Annotated in this window: 16 protein-coding genes and 1 tRNA gene; 8 read left to right on the top strand and 9 right to left on the bottom strand. The window is 64.1% G+C overall.

The features are described from left to right. Window positions 1–42 precede the first annotated feature (42 nt). Window positions 43–312 carry an usg protein gene (locus tag ACSR1C_RS05440; protein ID WP_460258321.1) on the top strand — a complete coding sequence of 90 codons (270 nt, stop codon included), beginning with the start codon at window positions 43–45 and terminating at the stop codon, window positions 310–312. Here ACSR1C_RS05440 and ACSR1C_RS05435 read toward each other — a convergent pair. Together ACSR1C_RS05435 and ACSR1C_RS05430 are read right to left on the bottom strand one after the other, a co-directional pair. Continuing rightward, window positions 309–773: a disulfide bond formation protein B gene (locus ACSR1C_RS05435; protein WP_460258320.1), complete on the bottom strand. Its 465-nt coding sequence runs from the start codon at window positions 771–773 to the stop codon at window positions 309–311. The genes ACSR1C_RS05440 and ACSR1C_RS05435 overlap by 4 nt on opposite strands. Continuing rightward, window positions 770–1,348 (bottom strand): YqaA family protein, encoded by a 579-nt coding sequence (locus ACSR1C_RS05430; RefSeq protein WP_460258319.1) that lies wholly within the window; start codon window positions 1,346–1,348, stop codon window positions 770–772. Before ACSR1C_RS05430 ends, ACSR1C_RS05435 begins: the two co-directional genes overlap by 4 nt. Before the next feature lie 127 nt (window positions 1,349–1,475). Between ACSR1C_RS05430 and ypfJ the strand changes: the two genes are divergently transcribed. From ypfJ to ACSR1C_RS05400, 6 genes are all read left to right on the top strand, one after another. After that, window positions 1,476–2,324, top strand: a complete 849-nt coding sequence (gene ypfJ / locus ACSR1C_RS05425; RefSeq protein WP_460258318.1) for a KPN_02809 family neutral zinc metallopeptidase — start codon at window positions 1,476–1,478, stop codon at window positions 2,322–2,324. 21 nt (window positions 2,325–2,345) lie between these two features. Then, window positions 2,346–2,930 carry a TRAP transporter small permease gene (locus ACSR1C_RS05420; protein WP_460258317.1) on the top strand — a complete coding sequence of 195 codons (585 nt, stop codon included), beginning with the start codon at window positions 2,346–2,348 and terminating at the stop codon, window positions 2,928–2,930. After that, complete coding sequence (locus tag ACSR1C_RS05415) at window positions 2,927–4,279, top strand: TRAP transporter large permease (RefSeq protein ID WP_460258316.1); 1,353 nt, start codon at window positions 2,927–2,929, stop codon at window positions 4,277–4,279. Before ACSR1C_RS05420 ends, ACSR1C_RS05415 begins: the two co-directional genes overlap by 4 nt. Window positions 4,280–4,320: 41 nt before the next feature. After that, window positions 4,321–4,404, top strand: a tRNA-Leu gene (locus tag ACSR1C_RS05410). 794 nt (window positions 4,405–5,198) lie between these two features. Further along, window positions 5,199–8,528: a Hint domain-containing protein gene (locus ACSR1C_RS05405; protein ID WP_460258315.1), complete on the top strand. Its 3,330-nt coding sequence runs from the start codon at window positions 5,199–5,201 to the stop codon at window positions 8,526–8,528. 432 nt (window positions 8,529–8,960) lie between these two features. Next, window positions 8,961–10,184, top strand: a complete 1,224-nt coding sequence (locus tag ACSR1C_RS05400) for a Hint domain-containing protein (protein ID WP_460258314.1) — start codon at window positions 8,961–8,963, stop codon at window positions 10,182–10,184. Here ACSR1C_RS05400 and ACSR1C_RS05395 read toward each other — a convergent pair whose 3' ends face one another. Beyond that, window positions 10,185–10,793: a nucleotidyltransferase family protein gene (locus ACSR1C_RS05395; RefSeq protein WP_460258313.1), complete on the bottom strand. Its 609-nt coding sequence runs from the start codon at window positions 10,791–10,793 to the stop codon at window positions 10,185–10,187. It abuts the gene before it with no gap. Then, window positions 10,790–13,204: a GcvT family protein gene (locus tag ACSR1C_RS05390; RefSeq protein WP_460258312.1), complete on the bottom strand. Its 2,415-nt coding sequence runs from the start codon at window positions 13,202–13,204 to the stop codon at window positions 10,790–10,792. Before ACSR1C_RS05390 ends, ACSR1C_RS05395 begins: the two co-directional genes overlap by 4 nt. A 14-nt stretch (window positions 13,205–13,218) precedes the next feature. On the opposite strand from ACSR1C_RS05390, the gene ACSR1C_RS05385 reads away from it, so the two are divergent. Continuing rightward, window positions 13,219–13,668: a hypothetical protein gene (locus ACSR1C_RS05385; protein WP_460258311.1), complete on the top strand. Its 450-nt coding sequence runs from the start codon at window positions 13,219–13,221 to the stop codon at window positions 13,666–13,668. Window positions 13,669–13,671: 3 nt separating this feature from the next. On the opposite strand, the gene ACSR1C_RS05380 is transcribed toward ACSR1C_RS05385, so the two are convergent. From ACSR1C_RS05380 to ACSR1C_RS05360, 5 genes are read right to left on the bottom strand one after another with little or no spacing between them, the layout of a single operon-like run. Beyond that, window positions 13,672–14,970 (bottom strand): branched-chain amino acid ABC transporter permease, encoded by a 1,299-nt coding sequence (locus ACSR1C_RS05380; RefSeq protein WP_460258310.1) that lies wholly within the window; start codon window positions 14,968–14,970, stop codon window positions 13,672–13,674. After that, window positions 14,967–15,977 (bottom strand): branched-chain amino acid ABC transporter permease, encoded by a 1,011-nt coding sequence (locus tag ACSR1C_RS05375; protein ID WP_460258309.1) that lies wholly within the window; start codon window positions 15,975–15,977, stop codon window positions 14,967–14,969. Before ACSR1C_RS05375 ends, ACSR1C_RS05380 begins: the two co-directional genes overlap by 4 nt. 2 nt (window positions 15,978–15,979) lie before the next feature. Beyond that, window positions 15,980–16,690 carry an ABC transporter ATP-binding protein gene (locus ACSR1C_RS05370; RefSeq protein ID WP_460258308.1) on the bottom strand — a complete coding sequence of 237 codons (711 nt, stop codon included), beginning with the start codon at window positions 16,688–16,690 and terminating at the stop codon, window positions 15,980–15,982. Between the two features lie 7 nt (window positions 16,691–16,697). Continuing rightward, window positions 16,698–17,075: a hypothetical protein gene (locus ACSR1C_RS05365; RefSeq protein ID WP_460258307.1), complete on the bottom strand. Its 378-nt coding sequence runs from the start codon at window positions 17,073–17,075 to the stop codon at window positions 16,698–16,700. Continuing rightward, on the bottom strand, window positions 17,072–17,857 hold the full coding sequence (locus tag ACSR1C_RS05360) for an ABC transporter ATP-binding protein (protein WP_460258306.1): 786 nt from the start codon (window positions 17,855–17,857) through the stop codon (window positions 17,072–17,074). The genes ACSR1C_RS05365 and ACSR1C_RS05360 overlap by 4 nt, the downstream gene beginning before the upstream one ends. Between the last annotated feature and the right edge of the window lie 78 nt (window positions 17,858–17,935).

The following is a 17,935-nucleotide window of genomic DNA, read 5'->3' as shown; positions in this document are numbered from 1 at the left end:
TTGGCATGATTTTGTTACAAACCCCAAATCGGAGGGATTCTATTGAGTACGACCGAGACCGAAATGATGCTGAAAGGCTATGGGCTGACCACGGCGGAATTCTTCTATCGGATGCCGGATTTCATCCATGTGCTGAACACGTTCATCTGGCAGGATTACGATCTGGCACCGGATCATCCGCGGCTCTTCAAGTTCATCGAATTCTGGCACGACCAGATCGAGGGGCCGCTGCATTCGGTGCGCTTCACGCATCGCAAGATGATCGCCCCCGGCGAATGGCGCAACGTGGTGGGGGAATTTACCCTGCATTAACGCGGTGCGCGCGCCGCCATCCCCCACAGGATTACCAGAGCGAACGAACCCAGCGCGTTCCAGCTGGCCATTGACAGGCCGAACATCTGCCACGCGACCTGATCGCACATCACGACCTTGGGCACGTCGGTGATGCTCAGCAGATCGCTGCCCGAAAGCCCGCCCAGCCCGCCGCCGCCGGTGCATGAACTCGGCCCCGGCCACCACGCGCGCTCGACCCCGGTGTGATACAGGCCGATCCCCGCCGTGGTCAGCGCCGCCAGCGCGCCCAGAACGGGCACGATCCGGCTGTTCCAGATCAACGCCACTGCGCCGATGGCGATGGCCCCCGCATGCGGCCAGCGCTGCCAGATGCACAACTCGCAGGGGGGCAGGCCGCCGATATACTGAAAGCCGAACGCGCCCAGCAGCAGTGCAAGCGATCCGACCGCCGCCAGCAGGGTCAGGGATTTGCGTGTCACAGGTATTTCACCACATAGAAGCCGCCCAGGAACAGAAATATCAGAACCGTGAAGATGATGCCCAGGCGGCGTTCGATGAAATCCCGGATCGGGGTCCCGAACTTCCACAGCAGGGCCGCGATCAGATAGAACCGCAGCCCGCGCGCCACGATCGAGGACAGGATGAACACCGGCAGGTTCAGCCCGGTCGAGCCCGACAGGATGGTGATGACCTTATAGGGGAACGGCGTGATCCCGGCGATCAGCACCGCCCAGGCGCCCCATTCGTTATAGCGCGCGCGGAATTCGTCGAAATACGCTTCCTTGCCATAAAACTCCAGCACCGGGCGGCCAACGCTTTCGAACAGCCCGTAGCCGATGTAATAGCCCAGCATCGCCCCCGCGATCGACGCCGTCAGACAGACCCCCGCGATCTGCCAGGCGCGGTTGGGGCGGGCGATGATCATCGGAATCATCAGAACGTCGGGCGGGATCGGAAAGACCGAGCTTTCCACGAAAGAGATGAACGCCAGCGCCCACAGCGCGTGGCGGCTGTCGGCCAGCGAAATCGTCCAGTCATAGAGTTTGCGGATCATTTGGGGCCACCCTGCGCTGCGTTCTGTGCTCATGCAGCATGTGCAGGTCATGGGGTCAAGTCTTCTAAGGCTTTGCACGGTCGGTCGGGGGCAGCTAGATTGCCCGCGCAACAGATCGGGGACGGCGATGAAATGGCAGGGGCGGCGCGGTAGCCGGAATATCGAGGACAGGCGCAGCAGCAGTGCCGCGCGGGCCGGCGGGCTGGGCGGTGTGGGGCTGTTGGCGGTTCTGGCGGTCGGCTATTTCCTGGGTGTGGATGTGACGCCGCTGCTGGAAGAGGCCGGGCAGGGCGCATCCCGGCGCGGCGCGGTGACGCTGACCGAGGCCGATATCCGCGCGGGCGAGTTCGTCTCCGTCACGCTGGCCGATACCGAAGAGATCTGGGATGCGCTGTTCCGCAACCAGCTTGGCCGGACCTATCAGCCCGCCGTTCTGGTGCTGTTCAAGGGGACCACGCAATCGCCCTGTGGCGGGGCCAGCGGCGCGACCGGGCCGTTCTATTGCCCGGCCGACAACAAGGCCTATCTGGACACCGATTTCTTCGCCACGCTGGAAAACCGTCTGGGCGCGCGGGGCGATTTCGCCGCCGCCTATGTGGTGGCGCATGAGATCGCGCACCATGTTCAGGACGAGTTGGGCATCCTGGGCCAGGCCAATGCCCTGCGTCAGCAGGTCGGCACGGCCGAGTCCAACGCGATTTCCGTGCGGATCGAATTGCAGGCCGATTGCCTGTCGGGCGTCTGGGCGGCCCATGCGCAGGCCCGTTTCGGCAGTCTGGAGCCCGGCGACATCGCCGAGGCGATGAACGCGGCCAAGCAGATCGGCGACGACACGTTGCAGCGCAGCGCCGGTCGGGTACCGATGCCGCATACCTTTACCCATGGCACATCCGAACAGCGCCAGCGCTGGTTCGCGACCGGCTTCGACAGCGGCCGGATCGCCGATTGCGACACCTTTGCGGCAACGTCGCTGTAGTCCGGCAGCGGGGCGGATCCCATGGCACTGGCACAGACGGCAGAGCAAGTCACCGGCCGCGCGCTGGCGCGTCTGGCCCGCGGGCTGGCGTTGTGCGGCGGGCTGGTGCTGATTGCGGTGGCGCTGGTCACCGCGGCGTCGATCACAGGCCGGGCGCTGACAGGGATCGGGCTGGGGCCGGTTACTGGCGACTATGAACTGGTCGAGGCCGGATGCGCCATTGCGGTCTTCGCCTTTCTGCCCTGGTGCCAGCTGCAGCGCGGCCATGTGGCCGTCGATATTGTCATCCGGACCCTGCCGGCCCGTGCCCAGGCGCTGTTCGCGCTATTGGGCGATACGGCGATCACGCTGGCCAGCGTCGTTATCCTGTGGCGGCTATGGCTGGGGTTTGGCGAAAAATTCCCATACGGTGCCGACCGGTTGCGCGCGGCGCTGTCGATGGGGGGCAGGCCTTATTTCCCCGAAACCACCTATGAGCTGGGGCTGCCGGTCTGGATCCCGTTTGCACTGGCGCTGATCGGGGCGGCGCTGTTTTTTCTGGTCTCTCTCTATACCATGTGGCGCAGCCTGAACCTGGCGCTCGGTGACGGCGAGGCCGCGCCGTGACCGGGCTGGACCTGGCCCTGGTGGTTTTCGCGCTGATGCTGCTGGCGATTTTCCTGCGGGTGCCGGTGGGCGCGGCGATGGGGATCGCCGGGTTTCTGGGCACATGGGCGCTGCTGGGCAATCCGACCCCGCCGCTGAGCCTGCTGAAGACGTTAAGCTATGACACGTTTTCCAGCTATTCGCTGTCGATCGTGCCGCTGTTTCTGCTGATGGGGCAGTTCGCCACAAGGTCGGGGATCAGCGCGGCGCTGTTTCAGGTCGCGTCCGACTGGCTGAGCCACCGGCGCGGCGGGGTGGCGATGGCCGCCGTCGGGGCCTGCGCGGGGTTCGGGGCGATTTGCGGCTCGTCGCTGGCCACGGCCGCGACCATGGGGCAGGTGGCGCTGCCCGAGATGCGCAGGCGGGGCTATTCCGACGGGCTGGCCACCGGGGTTCTGGCTGCGGGCGGCACGCTGGGCATCCTGATCCCGCCGTCGGTGATCCTGGTGATCTATGCGCTCCTGACCCAGCAGAATATCGTCAAGATGTTCGTCGCGGCCCTGGTGCCGGGGCTGCTGGCGGCACTTGGCTATATGGTGACGGTCGCGATCTATGTGCGGATCCGGCCCGAGGCCGCGCCGATGGTCCCGCGCATTCCTTACCGCACGCGGTTGCGCGGGCTGTGGCGGATCTGGCCGGTGGTGGCGATTTTCGGGCTGGTCATGGGCGGCATCGCGGGCGACTGGAACTGGACCCGGCCCGGCGTGCAGGCGCTGTTCACCCCGACCGAGGGCGCGGCGATGGGCGCTGTGGCCACCGGGCTGTACGGGCTGATCACCGGCGGGCTGGGCTGGCGCGGCGTGCAGGACGCGATTCTGGCCACCGCGACGTCGACCGCGATGATCTTTTTCATCGTGCTGGGGGCGCAGCTGTTCAACTCTTTCCTGGCCTTTACCCAAGCGCCCCAGCTGCTGGCCGGGTGGGTCACGGCGCAGGGCTTTGCCCCGCTTTTGGTGCTGGCGGCGATGCTGCTGTTCTATCTGGTCTTCGGCTGCGTGATGGATAGCCTGTCGATGATCCTGCTGACGGTGCCGATCTTCTTTCCAGTGATCCAGGCGCTGGATTTCGGCCTGACGCCCGAGCAGACCGCGATCTGGTTCGGGGTGCTGGCGCTGATCGTGGTCGAGGTCGGGTTGATCACGCCGCCGGTGGGGATGAACCTGTTCATCATCCATTCGCTGGCGCGCGAGATCCCGATCCTGCGGACCTATAAAGGGGTGGCCCCCTTCGTGCTGAGCGATCTGCTGCGGGTTGGGCTTCTGGTGGCCTTCCCTGGTCTGAGCCTGTGGCTGCTGGGCGTGCTGTTCTGACATTGACGGTTTGTCATGTGCGGGATAAACCGCGCGGGCTGGCCCGAGTGGCGGAACGGTAGACGCAGGGGATTCAAAATCCCCCGCCGCAAGGTGTGTGGGTTCGAATCCCACCTCGGGCACCAGCCAGCCTTTCAAGCCCCACACCGCAGGACGGGCCGCACGCGGGGTCGCTGAGCTGGAATCGGTCGGGGGATCTGTCGGAAACCTGTACCAAAGAGAACTTGCTAATCTTTGGAAGTGATTCGCTTCTCGGCACGCTGAAAACGGCGGTTGGGACAGCTAAACTGCGGTTTCCGCACCTAATGGTTCCAAACCGCGAACGAAACTACACCTCTGATTGTGGCCGGAATGTGGCCGCCCATATCAACAGCAGGACATGGTAAATGGCCCGGATTTCCAGACAATTAAAATGGAGATACGAAAGGCGCCTCAATCACGACCTTCCAACCGTCTGGAAATTATATAGAAAATTTCCACCTCCGATTTCTGGCCTGTTTGCGATCCCTTCATTGTTCCGAAATCGCGAACAATAGCCCCCCTTTATCCACGCAAAACATTCAAAAGAGACGAAACTGGCGCCAGAATGTGGCGGCATTTGGGCACTTTTTACTTTCTTGCATGCCGCGCCGCAGCTATGCGTTAACACGCCCAATCTGGGGGGCATCTGAAATATTAGGCTTGCGGGGGCAGCCGCTTAATAACGTGTCGCGTGTTGTCGCGGATGCGAAGGCCGGGTTGCGATCACGTCGGTTTGGCGATGATCAATGCTATGGGTGATTTTGATGTGAAAACATTGGGTCGCGGGCTTTTTTTCATCCACAGGCGGGGCGCATGGATGGTGCGCGGAATTTTATCCGTGTCGGTGTTGGCATGAGCAGGAATCGCTTGCGCCGCGCCAGCTGCTAAGGAGTTTGAGATGACCGGGACGAGTGGAAGCATATGGTGGTGGATGGGTCCGCAGCCGGGAACCGGGAGCTGCGATCCTGGTGGCACTGGCGGCACTGATCCCGCGCCCGATGGAATCGTTTCAGGCACTGACGGCAACGACACCATCGTGCCCGGCTATGTGGACAGCGACGGCGACGCGGTCGACGGCAACGACGCGATCCTGCCCGGCGAATTCGGCGATGACGACATTATCGTGGCCGGCGCGGGCGACGACACCGTTCAGGCCGGCGAAGGCAATGACGAGGTGTATGGCGGCAGCGGCAGCGACGACCTGCAGGGCGGCACCGGCGACGACATCATCTATGGCGACAGCGACTACGGTTCCGGCAGCGCCGCGGTGCGCGAATCCTTCAACTGGAGCGAACTGCCCGACACCGACGCCTGCGGTACCGGCACGGTGGACGATGGCGAGGATCTGGACGGCAAGACCCTGATCCAGGACACCGGCAGCGTCACGGTCACGGTCACCATCCCGGACGAGCATGTGACCCGGCTCGACAGCGATTTCGAAACCGAACAGGTCAATGTGGCCGGCATCGACGGCGGTACCGAAACCGTCAACGACAATTCCAGCCTCGAATCCTATGGCACCTGCGGCAATGGCGATGGCACCTATACGGTGGCCTTTTCGGAGGAAGTCACCAATGTCGATTTCCGGGTAAACGATATCGACGCCAACCGCGGGCAGGTGGTGATCCGCGCCTATGACGCCGATGGCAACCAGATTCCGGTTACGCTGACCGCGGGCGCCGACATCGCGCTGACCGATGCGGATGGCGTGGCCGGGGCGGAAACCGCGACCGGCACCGGCAATGGCGACCCGGACGATTTCAACAATTCGGTTCTGGTGGAAATCGACGGTCCCGTGGCCCGGATCGAGATCGACCACAACAATGTCGGCACCGGCAGCACCGCGATCAACATCACCGACATCTATTACGATGTGGGTGGCGTCGATACCGGCGCGGCCGGGAATGACCTGATCCATGGCGGCGACGGTGATGACGTCATCTTCGGCGAAGGTGGCGACGACGAGATTTACGGCGGCGCGGGCAACGACACGATCGATGGCGGCGCGGGCAATGATTACATCCAGGGCAGCGAAGACGCCGATGTGATCACCGGCGGCACCGGCAACGACACCATCTATGGTCAGGGCGGCGACGACCTGTTGGATGGCGGTGACGGCGACGACACCGTGATCGGCGGTCGCGACAACGACCTGATGTATGGCGGCGCGGGCAACGACACGCTCGACGGGTTCTCGGGTGATGACGAGATTCACGGCGGTGACGGCGACGACAATATCATCGGCGGTGGCGGCGACGACACGCTGTATGGCGAAGGTGGCAACGACACCATCGCGGGCGGCAACAATGTCGACTATCTCGATGGTGGCGACGGCGACGACATCATCACCGCAGGCTACCGCGACGATATCATCATCGGCGGCGACGGCAGCGATACCGTTTTCGGTGAAGAGGGCAACGACACGATCGACACCTCAGCCCCGATCAGCAGCAACCCGCTGCCCGATCGCGGCTATCCCGGCCTGTTCCCGGCCGATACCGACCCCGATAACGACAAGGACTATGTCGATGGCGGCGCGGGCGACGATGTGATCGTCACCGGCGATGACGATGACGTGATCCTGGGCGGCACCGGCAACGACACGATCGATGCGGGCTATGACGACGACACCGTGGATGGCGGCGACGGCGACGATTATATCGTCGGCGGCGAAGGGTCCGACACGATCGACGGCGGCGCGGGCAACGACACGATCTATGGCGGGCTCGATCCGATCTATCCCGATGCGCTGAACATCCCGGATTCGATCGATGCGGTGCCCGACAACGGCAAGGACGTGATCCATGGCGGCGACGGCAACGACACGATCTTTGGCCAGGACGACAACGACACGATCTATGGCGATGCGGGCGACGACACGATCGACGGCGGTATCGACAACGACCTGATCTATGGCGGTACCGGCAACGACACCATCCTGGGCGGTGACGGCGACGACGAGATTTACGGCGGCGCGGGCAACGACACGATCGATGGCGGCGCGGGCAACGATTACATCCAGGGCAGCGAAGACGCCGATGTGATCACCGGCGGCACCGGCAACGACACCATCTATGGTCAGGGCGGCGACGACCTGCTGGATGGCGGCGACGGCGACGACACCCTGATCGGCGGCCGCGACAACGACCTGATGTATGGCGGCGCGGGCAACGACACGCTCGACGGGTTCTCGGGTGATGACGAGATTCACGGCGGTGACGGCGACGACAATATCATCGGCGGTGGCGGCGACGACACGCTGTATGGCGAAGGTGGCAACGACACCATCGCGGGCGGCAACAATGTCGACTATCTCGATGGTGGCGACGGCGACGACATCATCACCGCAGGCTACCGCGACGATATCATCATCGGCGGCGCGGGCGCGGATATCCTGTACGGCGAGGCCGACCGCGACACCTTTATCGGTGGCAATGCGGGCGATCAGGTGTTCGGCGGTTCGGAAGGCGACGACTGGGACACGCTGGATCTGACCGGTGCGGCACCTGCGGGCGGCAGCCTTTCGGTGACCTATACCGGCCCGGATTCCGACGGCAACGGTTTCGACGGCACCGTGACCTTCTTTGACGCGGGCGGCGCGGCCACCGGCACGATGAGCTTCGAGAATATCGAAGAGGTCATTCCCTGCTTCACCCCCGGCACCCGGATCGCTACGCCCAAGGGCGAGCGTCTGGTGCAGGACCTGAAGCCCGGCGACAAGGTCATCACCCGCGACAACGGCATTCAGGAAATCCGCTGGATCGGGCAAAAGGCCCTGACCGGGCGCGATCTGGCCGCGGCACGGCATCTGAAGCCGGTGCTGATCCGCGCAGGCGCGCTGGGCAACGGCCTACCCGAGCGTGACATGATGGTCAGCCCGAACCACCGTATGCTGGTCGCCAACGACCGCACCGCGCTTTATTTCGAAGAGCACGAGGTGCTGGTCGCGGCCAAGCATCTGGTGAACAACCGGGGCGTCCACGCGGTGGATACGGTCAGCACGACCTATATCCACTTCATGTTCGACCGGCACGAGGTGGTGCTGTCGGACGGGGCCTGGACCGAAAGCTTCCAGCCTGGCGACTATACGCTCAAGGGCATGGGTAACGCACAGCGCACCGAGATTTTCGAGCTGTTCCCGGACCTGAAAACCGTCGAAGGGTTGCGGGGGTATGGGGCCGCGCGCCGGACGCTGCGAAAGCACGAAGCCCGGATACTGGCCGAATAGGCATATGCAGCGCGGGCGGATCCATGCGATCTGCCCGCCATATTCCGGGGGCGGGCGAATCCCGTTCTATCAGCCCTGTCATCAATCTGTTGTCCCGGGCGGTATAATTCGCCGCGCTCTGGGGCCCGCGAATTATCCTTTGCGCCCACCCCTTGATATGGCTGGCTCGGGGGCCAGTCTGGCAATAATTACGACACCTGACACGGATTGAATAATACCGGGAAACAATCCCGTGCCGCCCGGCGCAAACGTATCGTGGGCGGCCAATGTGACGTTAGGGCACTTTTCGCGATACCCTTTGAAAGTTGCTGTTTTCTGAAATAACAAGGCGCGATCCGCCTACAGGCGCCATCCGGACGGGCTGCCGGATCAGGAATCGCCGGGCGAAACATACGAACCTACCTTCCACCTTTTCGCAAAGGGGCGCTGCTCATGGCGAATATCTATGGCGATGACACCGACAACGTGCTGAACGGCACCAATGTCTCTGACCGGATTTCCGGCAAGGGCGGCGATGACACGATCCACGGCAACGGCGGTGACGATTGCATTGATGGTGGCACCGGCAATGACGTGATCGACGGTGGCACCGGGCAGGACAGGATCTATGGCGGCGACGGCGCGGATGCGATTTCCGGCGGCGACGGCGATGACAGGCTTTACGGGCAGGGCGGGAACGACACGCTGGACGGCGGCCAGGGACGGGACCAGATTGATGGCGGCGACGGCAACGACATCCTGCGCGGCGGCCAGGGCGATGACAGCCTGTATGGCGGCGCGGGCGACGACACCCTGATCGCCGATGGCGACAACGACCGCCTGTATGGCGGCACCGGCAGCGATACGTTCAGCATCGAAAAGGCCGGCGAAATCACGGTCTATGGCGGCGAGGATGCCGATGGCGGCGATCTCGACGTGCTGGATCTGTCGACCGGGATGGGCACCGATTATGCCGCTGCCAACGTCATCTACGATGCGGCCGATCCCGAAAAGGGCCGGGTCGAATTTCTGGACGCCAACGGCAACATCTTCCGCCGCCTGAACTTTGCCGAGATCGAAAAGGTCATCGTCTGCTTCACCCCCGGCACGGGCATCGCCACGCCCTGCGGCACCCGCGCGGTCGAGGATCTGCGCGAGGGTGACAGGATCATCACCCGCGACAATGGCGTGCAGGAAATCCGCTGGACCGGGCGCAAGGATCTGAGCACCGCCGATCTGGCCGCGCATGAGAATCTGCGCCCGATCCTGATCCGCGCCGGCGCGCTTGGCAACGGGATGCCGCAGCGCGACATGATGGTCAGCCCCAGCCACCGCGTGCTGATGGCCAATGACGCGGCCGAGTTCTATTTCGAAGAGCACGAGGTGTTGGTGTCGGCCAAGCATCTGCTGCACCTGCCGGGGATCGAACGGGCCGCGGCCCAGCCGGTTTCCTATCTGCATTTCCTGTGCGACCGGCACGAGGTCGTGCTGTCAAACGGCGCCTGGACCGAAAGCTTTCAGCCCGGCGATTACGCGCTGAAAGGTATCGGACAGGCACAGCGCACCGAGATTTTCGAACTGTTCCCGGAACTGTCCACCCAGGACGGGGTTCAGGGATATTCGGCGGCGCGCAAGACCCTCAAAAAACACGAAGCGCGCCTGCTGCTGGCAAGTTGATCACCCGGCGACCCCGGTTCGCGTGCGCCAGGCGGCCCAGTCTTCGGGCGTGTCCAGATCGGTTATGGCGCGGCGATCGGGCAGGGGCACCAGCCGCAGCGCCGCGCGATGCGCGTCCAGCACCGACCGCGCGCCGGTGTCGTCCGTCAGTCGCGACAGCGCGGCAAAGACGCGACGCGGGAACAGCACCGGGTGCCCCGGCACACCGCCGGATGACGTGGCCCGTAACAGGGGCACATCGGGATCATCCCGGAACTGACTGATAAGATGCGCGAAATCGTTTGCCGTCAGATCGGGCATATCGGCCGGAACCACCATCATGGCAGCGACAGTTGCAGGCATCGCCGCCACCCCCGCGCACAGCGAGTGCGCCATACCTTCGGCGGCGCGGGCCACCGCCACAATGGATACGTCCAACCCATCAAGCGCGGCGCGGCGCGGGCCGGCGGCATCGGGCAGGGCCACGAAGACCGGCGCCCCGGTGGCCTGGGCGGCCATCGCCTGACGGCGCAGCAGCGGCACACCGTCGACCGGCTGCAACAGCTTGTCGGCGCCGCGCATCCGCCGCGACGCCCCCGCCGCCAGCACCAAGATCGCGACGGTGGTCATGCCCGGCCCCGCATCCGCGCGCCATCGGCGTCAAACAGCGGTCGTGTGATCAGTTTCGCCGCGCGCATCTGGCCCAGTATCTCGATCTCGGCGCCCAGACCGTCGCGCGCCAACCCGACCGGGATCAGCCCCAGCGCCACCGATTTGCGCGCATGATGCGAATAGCCGCCCGAGGTGCAAAAACCCTGCACCGCGCCGTCGATCCGGATCGGCTCGCGCCCGATGACATCGGCATCGCCGGCCTGCACCTCGAACGCGCACATGCGACGCGCGGGACCGGCTTCACGCTCGGCCAGGACGGCAGATTTCCCAATGAAATCCGCCTCTTTTGCGAATGATATGAACCTGTCCAGCCCGGTTTCGGCAGCGGTGTAATCGGGGGAATAATCGCGCAGCCACGCGCCGAAGAATTTATCGAGCCGCAGGCTCATCATCGCGCGCATTCCGAACGGGCGCAGGCCCAGATCCTGACCCGCCGCCCACAGCACCGACCACAGCGCGCGCTGGCTCATCGGATCACAGTAAATCTCATACCCCAGATCGCCGGTATAGCTGATCCGCTGCACGATGCAGTCGGCCATCCCCACACCCATCTGGCGCAGTTCCATGAAACCGATATCGCTGATCCCGCTGCGGGTGCACCGCGCCAGCAGTTCGGTCGCCCCAGGCCCGGCAATCTGAAACCCGGTGCGCGTGTCCGAAATGTTTTCGACCGTCACATCGCCTGCCAGATGCTGCAGAAACCAGCGCAGATGCGCGGCCTGCGCGGCATAGGAGGCGGTAAGCTGAAACTCGCCCTCGTGCAGGCAGGAAACGGTGAAATCGCCGATCAGTCGCCCCTTGGGCGACAGCATCGGGGACAACGCCACGCGCCCCGGTGCGGGGATGCGGCCCGCCATGATCCGGTCCAGCCAGCCATGCGCATCCGCGCCCGTGACCCGGAACTTACCGAAATTTTGCAGCTCGTTGATGCCCACGGCATTGCGCACCGCCTGCACCTCGCACGCGACGGCGTCAAACGCGTTGGAGCGGCGAAAACTGGGCGTCTCATATCTCGGTTCGTCGCCTTCCGCGAAGTAATTGACCACCTCCAGCCCGAATTGCTGGCCCCAGACCGCGCCCATGCCATCGAAAATGTCATACATCGGCGTGGTCTTGAACGGGCGCGCGGCGGGCAGTTCCTGATTGGGATAGGTGACGGAAAACCGGTTCTGGTAATTCTCGATCACCTTGGGGCGGGTATAGCCCGGCGTGATCCAATCCCCGAACCGGGCACAATCGAGCGCGAAGCTGTTTTGCGCCGGTTCGCCCTCGATCATCCATTGCGCCAGCGTCAGGCCGACGCCGCCACCCTGGCTGAACCCCGCCATCACCGCGCAGGCCGACCAGTAGTTGCGCACGCCCGGCACCGGCCCGACCAGAGGGTTGCCGTCGGGGGCAAAGGTGAAGGGGCCGTTGATCACGGTCTTGACGCCCGCGCGTTCCAACACCGGAAACCGGCGATAGGCGAATTCGATGCTGGCCTCGACCTTGTCGAGCTTGTCTGGCAACAGCTCATGCCCGAACTCCCAGGGCGTGCCGTCCACGGCCCATGGCTCGCAAGGTTTTTCGTAGAAACCGATGCACAGCCCCCGGCCTTCCTGGCGCAGATAGCTTTCGCCGCCGGGGTCGATCACATGTGGAAATTCAGTGTCGCGCTGATAAATCTCGGGGATGTCGTCGGTCACCAGATACTGATGCTCCATCGGGTGCAGCGGGAAATAGATGCCGGCCATCGCGCCAACCTCGCGCGCCCACAGGCCGGCGGCATTGACCACATGCTCGGCGATCACGGTGCCCTTTTCGGTGACGACTTCCCAGGTGCCATCGGCCCGTTGGTTGGTTTCGAGCACCCGGTTGTGCAGCACGATCTCGGCCCCGCCCATTCTTGCGGCGCGGGCATAGGCGTGGGTGGTGCCGGACGGGTCCAGATGCCCGTCGAGCGGGTCGTAAAGCCCGCCCAGCACACCGCCGGTATTGACCAGCTCGGCCATCGCCTTGATTTCGGCGGGGCCAAGGATTTCGGTGTCCAGCCCCATATAGCGATGCTTGGCGCGCTCGGCCTTCAGCATGTCGAAGCGTTCGGGCGTATCGGCCAGGGTGATGCCGCCGACATGATGCAGCCCGCAATTCATTCCGGTGATCTGCTCCAGCTCTTTATACAGCCCGATCGTATAGCCCTGCAGCGCGGCCATGTTGGTATCGCCGTTCAGGGTGTGAAACCCGCCCGCCGCGTGCCAGGTGGATCCGCTGGTCAGTTCCGACCGCTCGATCAGCATGACGTCGGACCAGCCGAGTTTGGTCAGATGATAAAGCACCGAACAGCCGACGACGCCGCCGCCGATGACACAGACCTGAATATGCGATTTCATGAGGCCCTCACGCCTTGCAACATGGGGTCAGCGTGGCGGCGCGGGGCCGGGGCGGCAAGGCCAAAGGCGACATGACATGTCGCATCCGGGCCGATGGAAACATTCTCAATCTCTATCGCGGAGTGCGCGATATTCTGTTAACCTTAATTAACAATTTATTAACGGCGCAATTTTTAACGAACGGCGCAATTTTGGGCGCTTATTTCGTATCTGGGAGATTCCGTGAAAACACCCATTCTGGCGATTGTCATCGCTTTGGCTGCGGGACTGGCGACATCGGCCGGGGTCGCGCAAACCATGCCGATCTCATCCGCCCCGTCCTTGATGGAAAGAATACAGGACTTGCGGCCCGATACGCTCTTCAACGCCGCGTGCTGCAAGGTCTGTCGCAAGGGCAAGGCCTGCGGCAACAGTTGCATCAGCCGCGACAAGACCTGCCATGTCGGGCAGGGCTGCGCCTGTAACGGTTAGCGTTCCGGGATCAGCCCGCGCGGGCTGAACCGCAACACCAGCAACAAGATCACCCCCATGGTCAGCAGCCGCATATGCGCGGTGCTGTCCAGCAGATGCGCCTTCAGCGCCGAGCCATCCGCCATGCCCGAGGTCACAAGCTGCATCAGCCAGTTGCCCAGGGGTTCGACCTGGACCCACAGGAACCAGATCAGGAACCCGCCCAGCACCGCGCCCCAGTTGTTGCCCGACCCGCCGACGATCACCATCACCCAGATCAGGAAGGTAAAGCGCAGCGGCTGATAACTGCCCGGCGTCAACTGGCCGTCCAGCGTGGTCATCATCGCCCCCGCGATGCCGCAGACCGCCGAGCCCAGGATGAAGACCTGCAAATGGCGCCGGGTCACATCCTTGCCCATCGCCTCGGCCGCGACCTCGTTATCGCGGATCGCGCGCATCATCCGGCCCCAGGGTGAATGCAGCGCCTTTTCCGACAGCCAGATCAGCGCCAGCAGCACCAGCGCGAACAAAACCGCATAGCCCAGCTTGACGAACAGGGTCGAGCCGGTGACCGGGTCAATGCCGATGCTGCCCGCCGCAGCCACGAAATCGGCGCTGTTTTGCAGGTCGATCTCATAAGGCAGCGGACGGGGCAGGCCGACCACGTTCTTGACGCCGCGCGCCAGCCAGTCCTCGTTCTTCAGCACGGCGATGACGATCTCGGCAATGCCCAGCGTGGCAATCGCCAGATAGTCCGAACGCAGCCCCAGCGCGGTCTTTCCGATCACCCACGCCGCCCCGGCGGCCAGCAAGCCGCCCACCGGCCAGCTGAGCAGTACCGGCAGGCCCAGACCGCCGATATTGCCCTGGGCCGCGGGGTTGATCGCCTCGATCGCGGCGACGCCCGCGTCGAACATCCAGCGATAGATGAAAAAGCCCGCGATCAGCCAGACGACCATCGTCAGGCTGCGGGCCCGCCCCGCCGCCATGCGCCGCCAGATCAGCACCGCCCCCGCGATCACGGCGACCCCCGCCGCCAGCGCCAGCACGACCCGCCCGCCACCGGCGGCCCAGGCCGCGGGCAGGGGGTCGGTCGAGGTCAGCACGACCGCCAGCCCCCCCAGCGCCACAAAGCCCATCACCCCGGTATTGAACAGGCCGGCATAGCCCCACTGGATATTCACCCCCAGCGCCATGATGGCCGAGATCAGCCCCATGTTCAGGATCGTCAGCGCCGTGTTCCAGCTTTGCATGAACCCGGTGCCGATGATCAGCAGCGCCACCAGCGCAAACAGCATCGCGTCGCGTTTGGTCATACCGATTTCCCCCGGAAAAGCCCCGTCGGGCGGAACAAAAGCACGATGATCAGGATCGCGAAGGAGACCGCGAATTTGTAATCGGTGGACAGAAGCTGCACCAGCCCGCTGGGTTCAAGGTTTTCGGGCAGCAGATAGACCAGCACCTTTTTCCACGCATAGGTCACCGTCACCTCGGAAAAGGCGATGACGAAGCCGCCGACGATCGCGCCCAGCGGGCTGCCCAGCCCGCCGACGATGGCCGAGGCGAAGATCGGCAGCAGAAGCTGGAAATAGGTGAAGGGCTTGAACGACTTGTCGAGGCCATACAGCACCCCGGCGATGGTTGCCAACGCGGCCACGATGATCCAGGTGATCGCCACCACGCGCTCGGGGTTGATGCCCGACAGCAGCGCCAGATCCTCGTTATCGGAAAAGGCGCGCATGGATTTGCCGGTGCGGGTGCGGCCCAGAAACCAGAACAGCCAGGCCACCACGATCACCGCCGTGATCACCGTGATGCCCTGCGTGGTGCGGATCGCCAGCCCCTCGTCCAGGCCGGTCATCGCCTTGAAGGTCCGGGCCGAGACGATGAACCGTTCGCCATCGGTGAAATTCTGGTCGTTGGGCCCGATGATAAAGCGGGTCAGCCCGTTGAGGATGAACATCACCCCCACCGACACGATCACCAGAATGACCGGCGCCGCCTTTTGCCTGCGGTAAAAGCGATACACCACCCGGTCGGTGCCCAGCAGCAGCAGCGCGGTGGCGGCAATGCCCATCGGCAGCGCCAGCAGGGCGGTGGGCAGCGGCCCAAGGCTGACACCCGCGCCCTGCAAGCCCCAGGTCACCAGGATCGTGACCATGGTGCCAAAGGCCATGGTGTCGCCATGAGCGAAGTTGGAGAACCGCAAAATGCCATAGATCAGCGTCACCCCCAGCGCCCCCAGCGCCAGCTGCGCGCCGTAGGCGGTGGCGGGGATGATCACGAAATTGGCCAGCGCCACGATTGCGTTCAGAAAATCCATCCTCAGCCCCCCAGAAACGTGCGGCGAACCTCGGGGTTCGCCAGCAGCGCCGTGCCGGTATCGGTATAGGCGTTGCGCCCCTGCACCAGCACATAGCCCTTGTCGGCGATCGCCAGCGCCTGGCGCGCGTTCTGTTCCACCATCAGGATCGAGATGCCGGTGCGGGCGACCTCGATGATGCGGTCGAACAGCTCGTCCATCACGATCGGGCTGACGCCCGCAGTGGGTTCGTCCAGCATCAGCAGTTTGGGCTGGGTCATCAGTGCGCGGCCCACCGCCACCTGCTGACGCTGCCCGCCCGACAGCTCTCCGGCCGCCTGTTTGCGCTTGTCGCGCAGGATCGGGAACAGCTCGTAAACCTGCGCCATCGTGCCGGAAATGTCGTCGCGGCGCAGAAAGGCACCCATTTCCAGGTTTTCCTCGACCGTCATCGAGGTGAAGATGTTGTTGGTCTGCGGCACGAAGGCCATGCCCTTGGCCACGCGGGCCTGCGGGCTGAGCGCGGTGATATCCTCGCCGTCCAGCGTGACCGTGCCGGTGTGAAGGTTCAGCATCCCGAACACGGCCTTCATCGCGGTGGACTTGCCCGCGCCGTTGGGCCCGACGATCACCGCGATCTGGCCGTGTTCGACCGAAATGGTGCAGCCATGCAGGATATCCGCGCCGCCATAGCCGCCGGTCATCTCTTCGGCATTCAGAAAGGGTTGGGTCATGAGGCGCCTATGAGATTGAGCATGTGCCAAGATACTGGTCCGGGGTCAGATCGGTGCCGTCGATCCGGTTGCGGCTGTGAACGGCCTCGCCGGTGGCCAGCTTGACCGTGGTGGCGCGCACCCCGCCCGAGATCGGCACCTCGACAAAGCTGACCGCGCGGTCGCCGATGAACACCGCGATGCTGGCGGGGTCGGTCTGGCCGGGGATCGTGGCCTCGCTGGTGCTGCTGTCCAGCCGGATGCGCAGGCGCAGATCGGCCGCCGCGCAGGTTTGGGTGTCGCAGACCCAGTCGAAGGTGCAGGAAAAGGTGATCGGATCGGCCAGCACCGGCAGCGGCGCCAGCGCGGCGCAAAGCGCGGTCAGGGCAGGGCGCAGACGGGTCATTGCGCGCCCTCGGCGGTCTTGTTCTTCAGCCCGGTGCCCAGATAAGCCTCGATCACCGCCTCATTTTGCAGGATTTCTTCGGCGCGGCCCTGGGCCAGCACCCGGCCTTCGGCCATCACGATCACCGGATCGCACAGCCGGGCGATGAAATCCATGTCATGCTCGATCAGGCAAAAGGTATAGCCACGCTCGCGGTTCAGCCGTACGATCGCGTCGCCGATCGTGTTCAGCAAGGTGCGGTTCACCCCGGCGCCGACCTCGTCCAGAAACACGACGCGCGCGTCCACCATCATGGTGCGCCCCAGTTCCAGCAGCTTTTTTTGCCCGCCGGACAGATTGCCGGCCCGTTCATCGGCCAGATGGTCGATGGTCAGAAATGCCAGTACCTCGTCGGCCTTGGCGGCCAGTGCGCGGTCCTCGGCGGCCACGCGACCTCGGCGGAACCAGGTGTTCCACAGGGTTTCGCCCGCCTGACCGCCGGGCACCATCATCAGGTTTTCGCGCACCGTCATCGAGCCGAATTCATGTGCGATCTGAAAGGTGCGCAGCAGCCCCTTGTGAAACAACTCATGCGGGGGCAGGCCGGTGATATCCTCGCCCGCCATGGTCACGGTGCCCGAGGTCGGTTTCAAAACCCCGGCGATCACGTTGAAAAGCGTGGTTTTTCCCGCACCGTTCGGGCCGATCAGCCCGGTGATGGAGCCCTCGGCGATCTCGATCGAGGCACCGTCAACGGCCCGGAACCCGCCGAAATGCTTGTGTATGTCCTGGGCGACGATCATTCCCCGGTCCCCCTTGGGCCTTTGGCCCTTTTTGTTCTTTATGGAAACAGCCCGAAGCGGGTGCTCCGGGCTGTTTCG

This window comes from Actibacterium sp. D185-2 (assembly GCF_054954595.1).
Note: the sequence above shows the minus strand (reverse complement) of the source record. Positions and strands in the feature narration are given on the sequence as shown.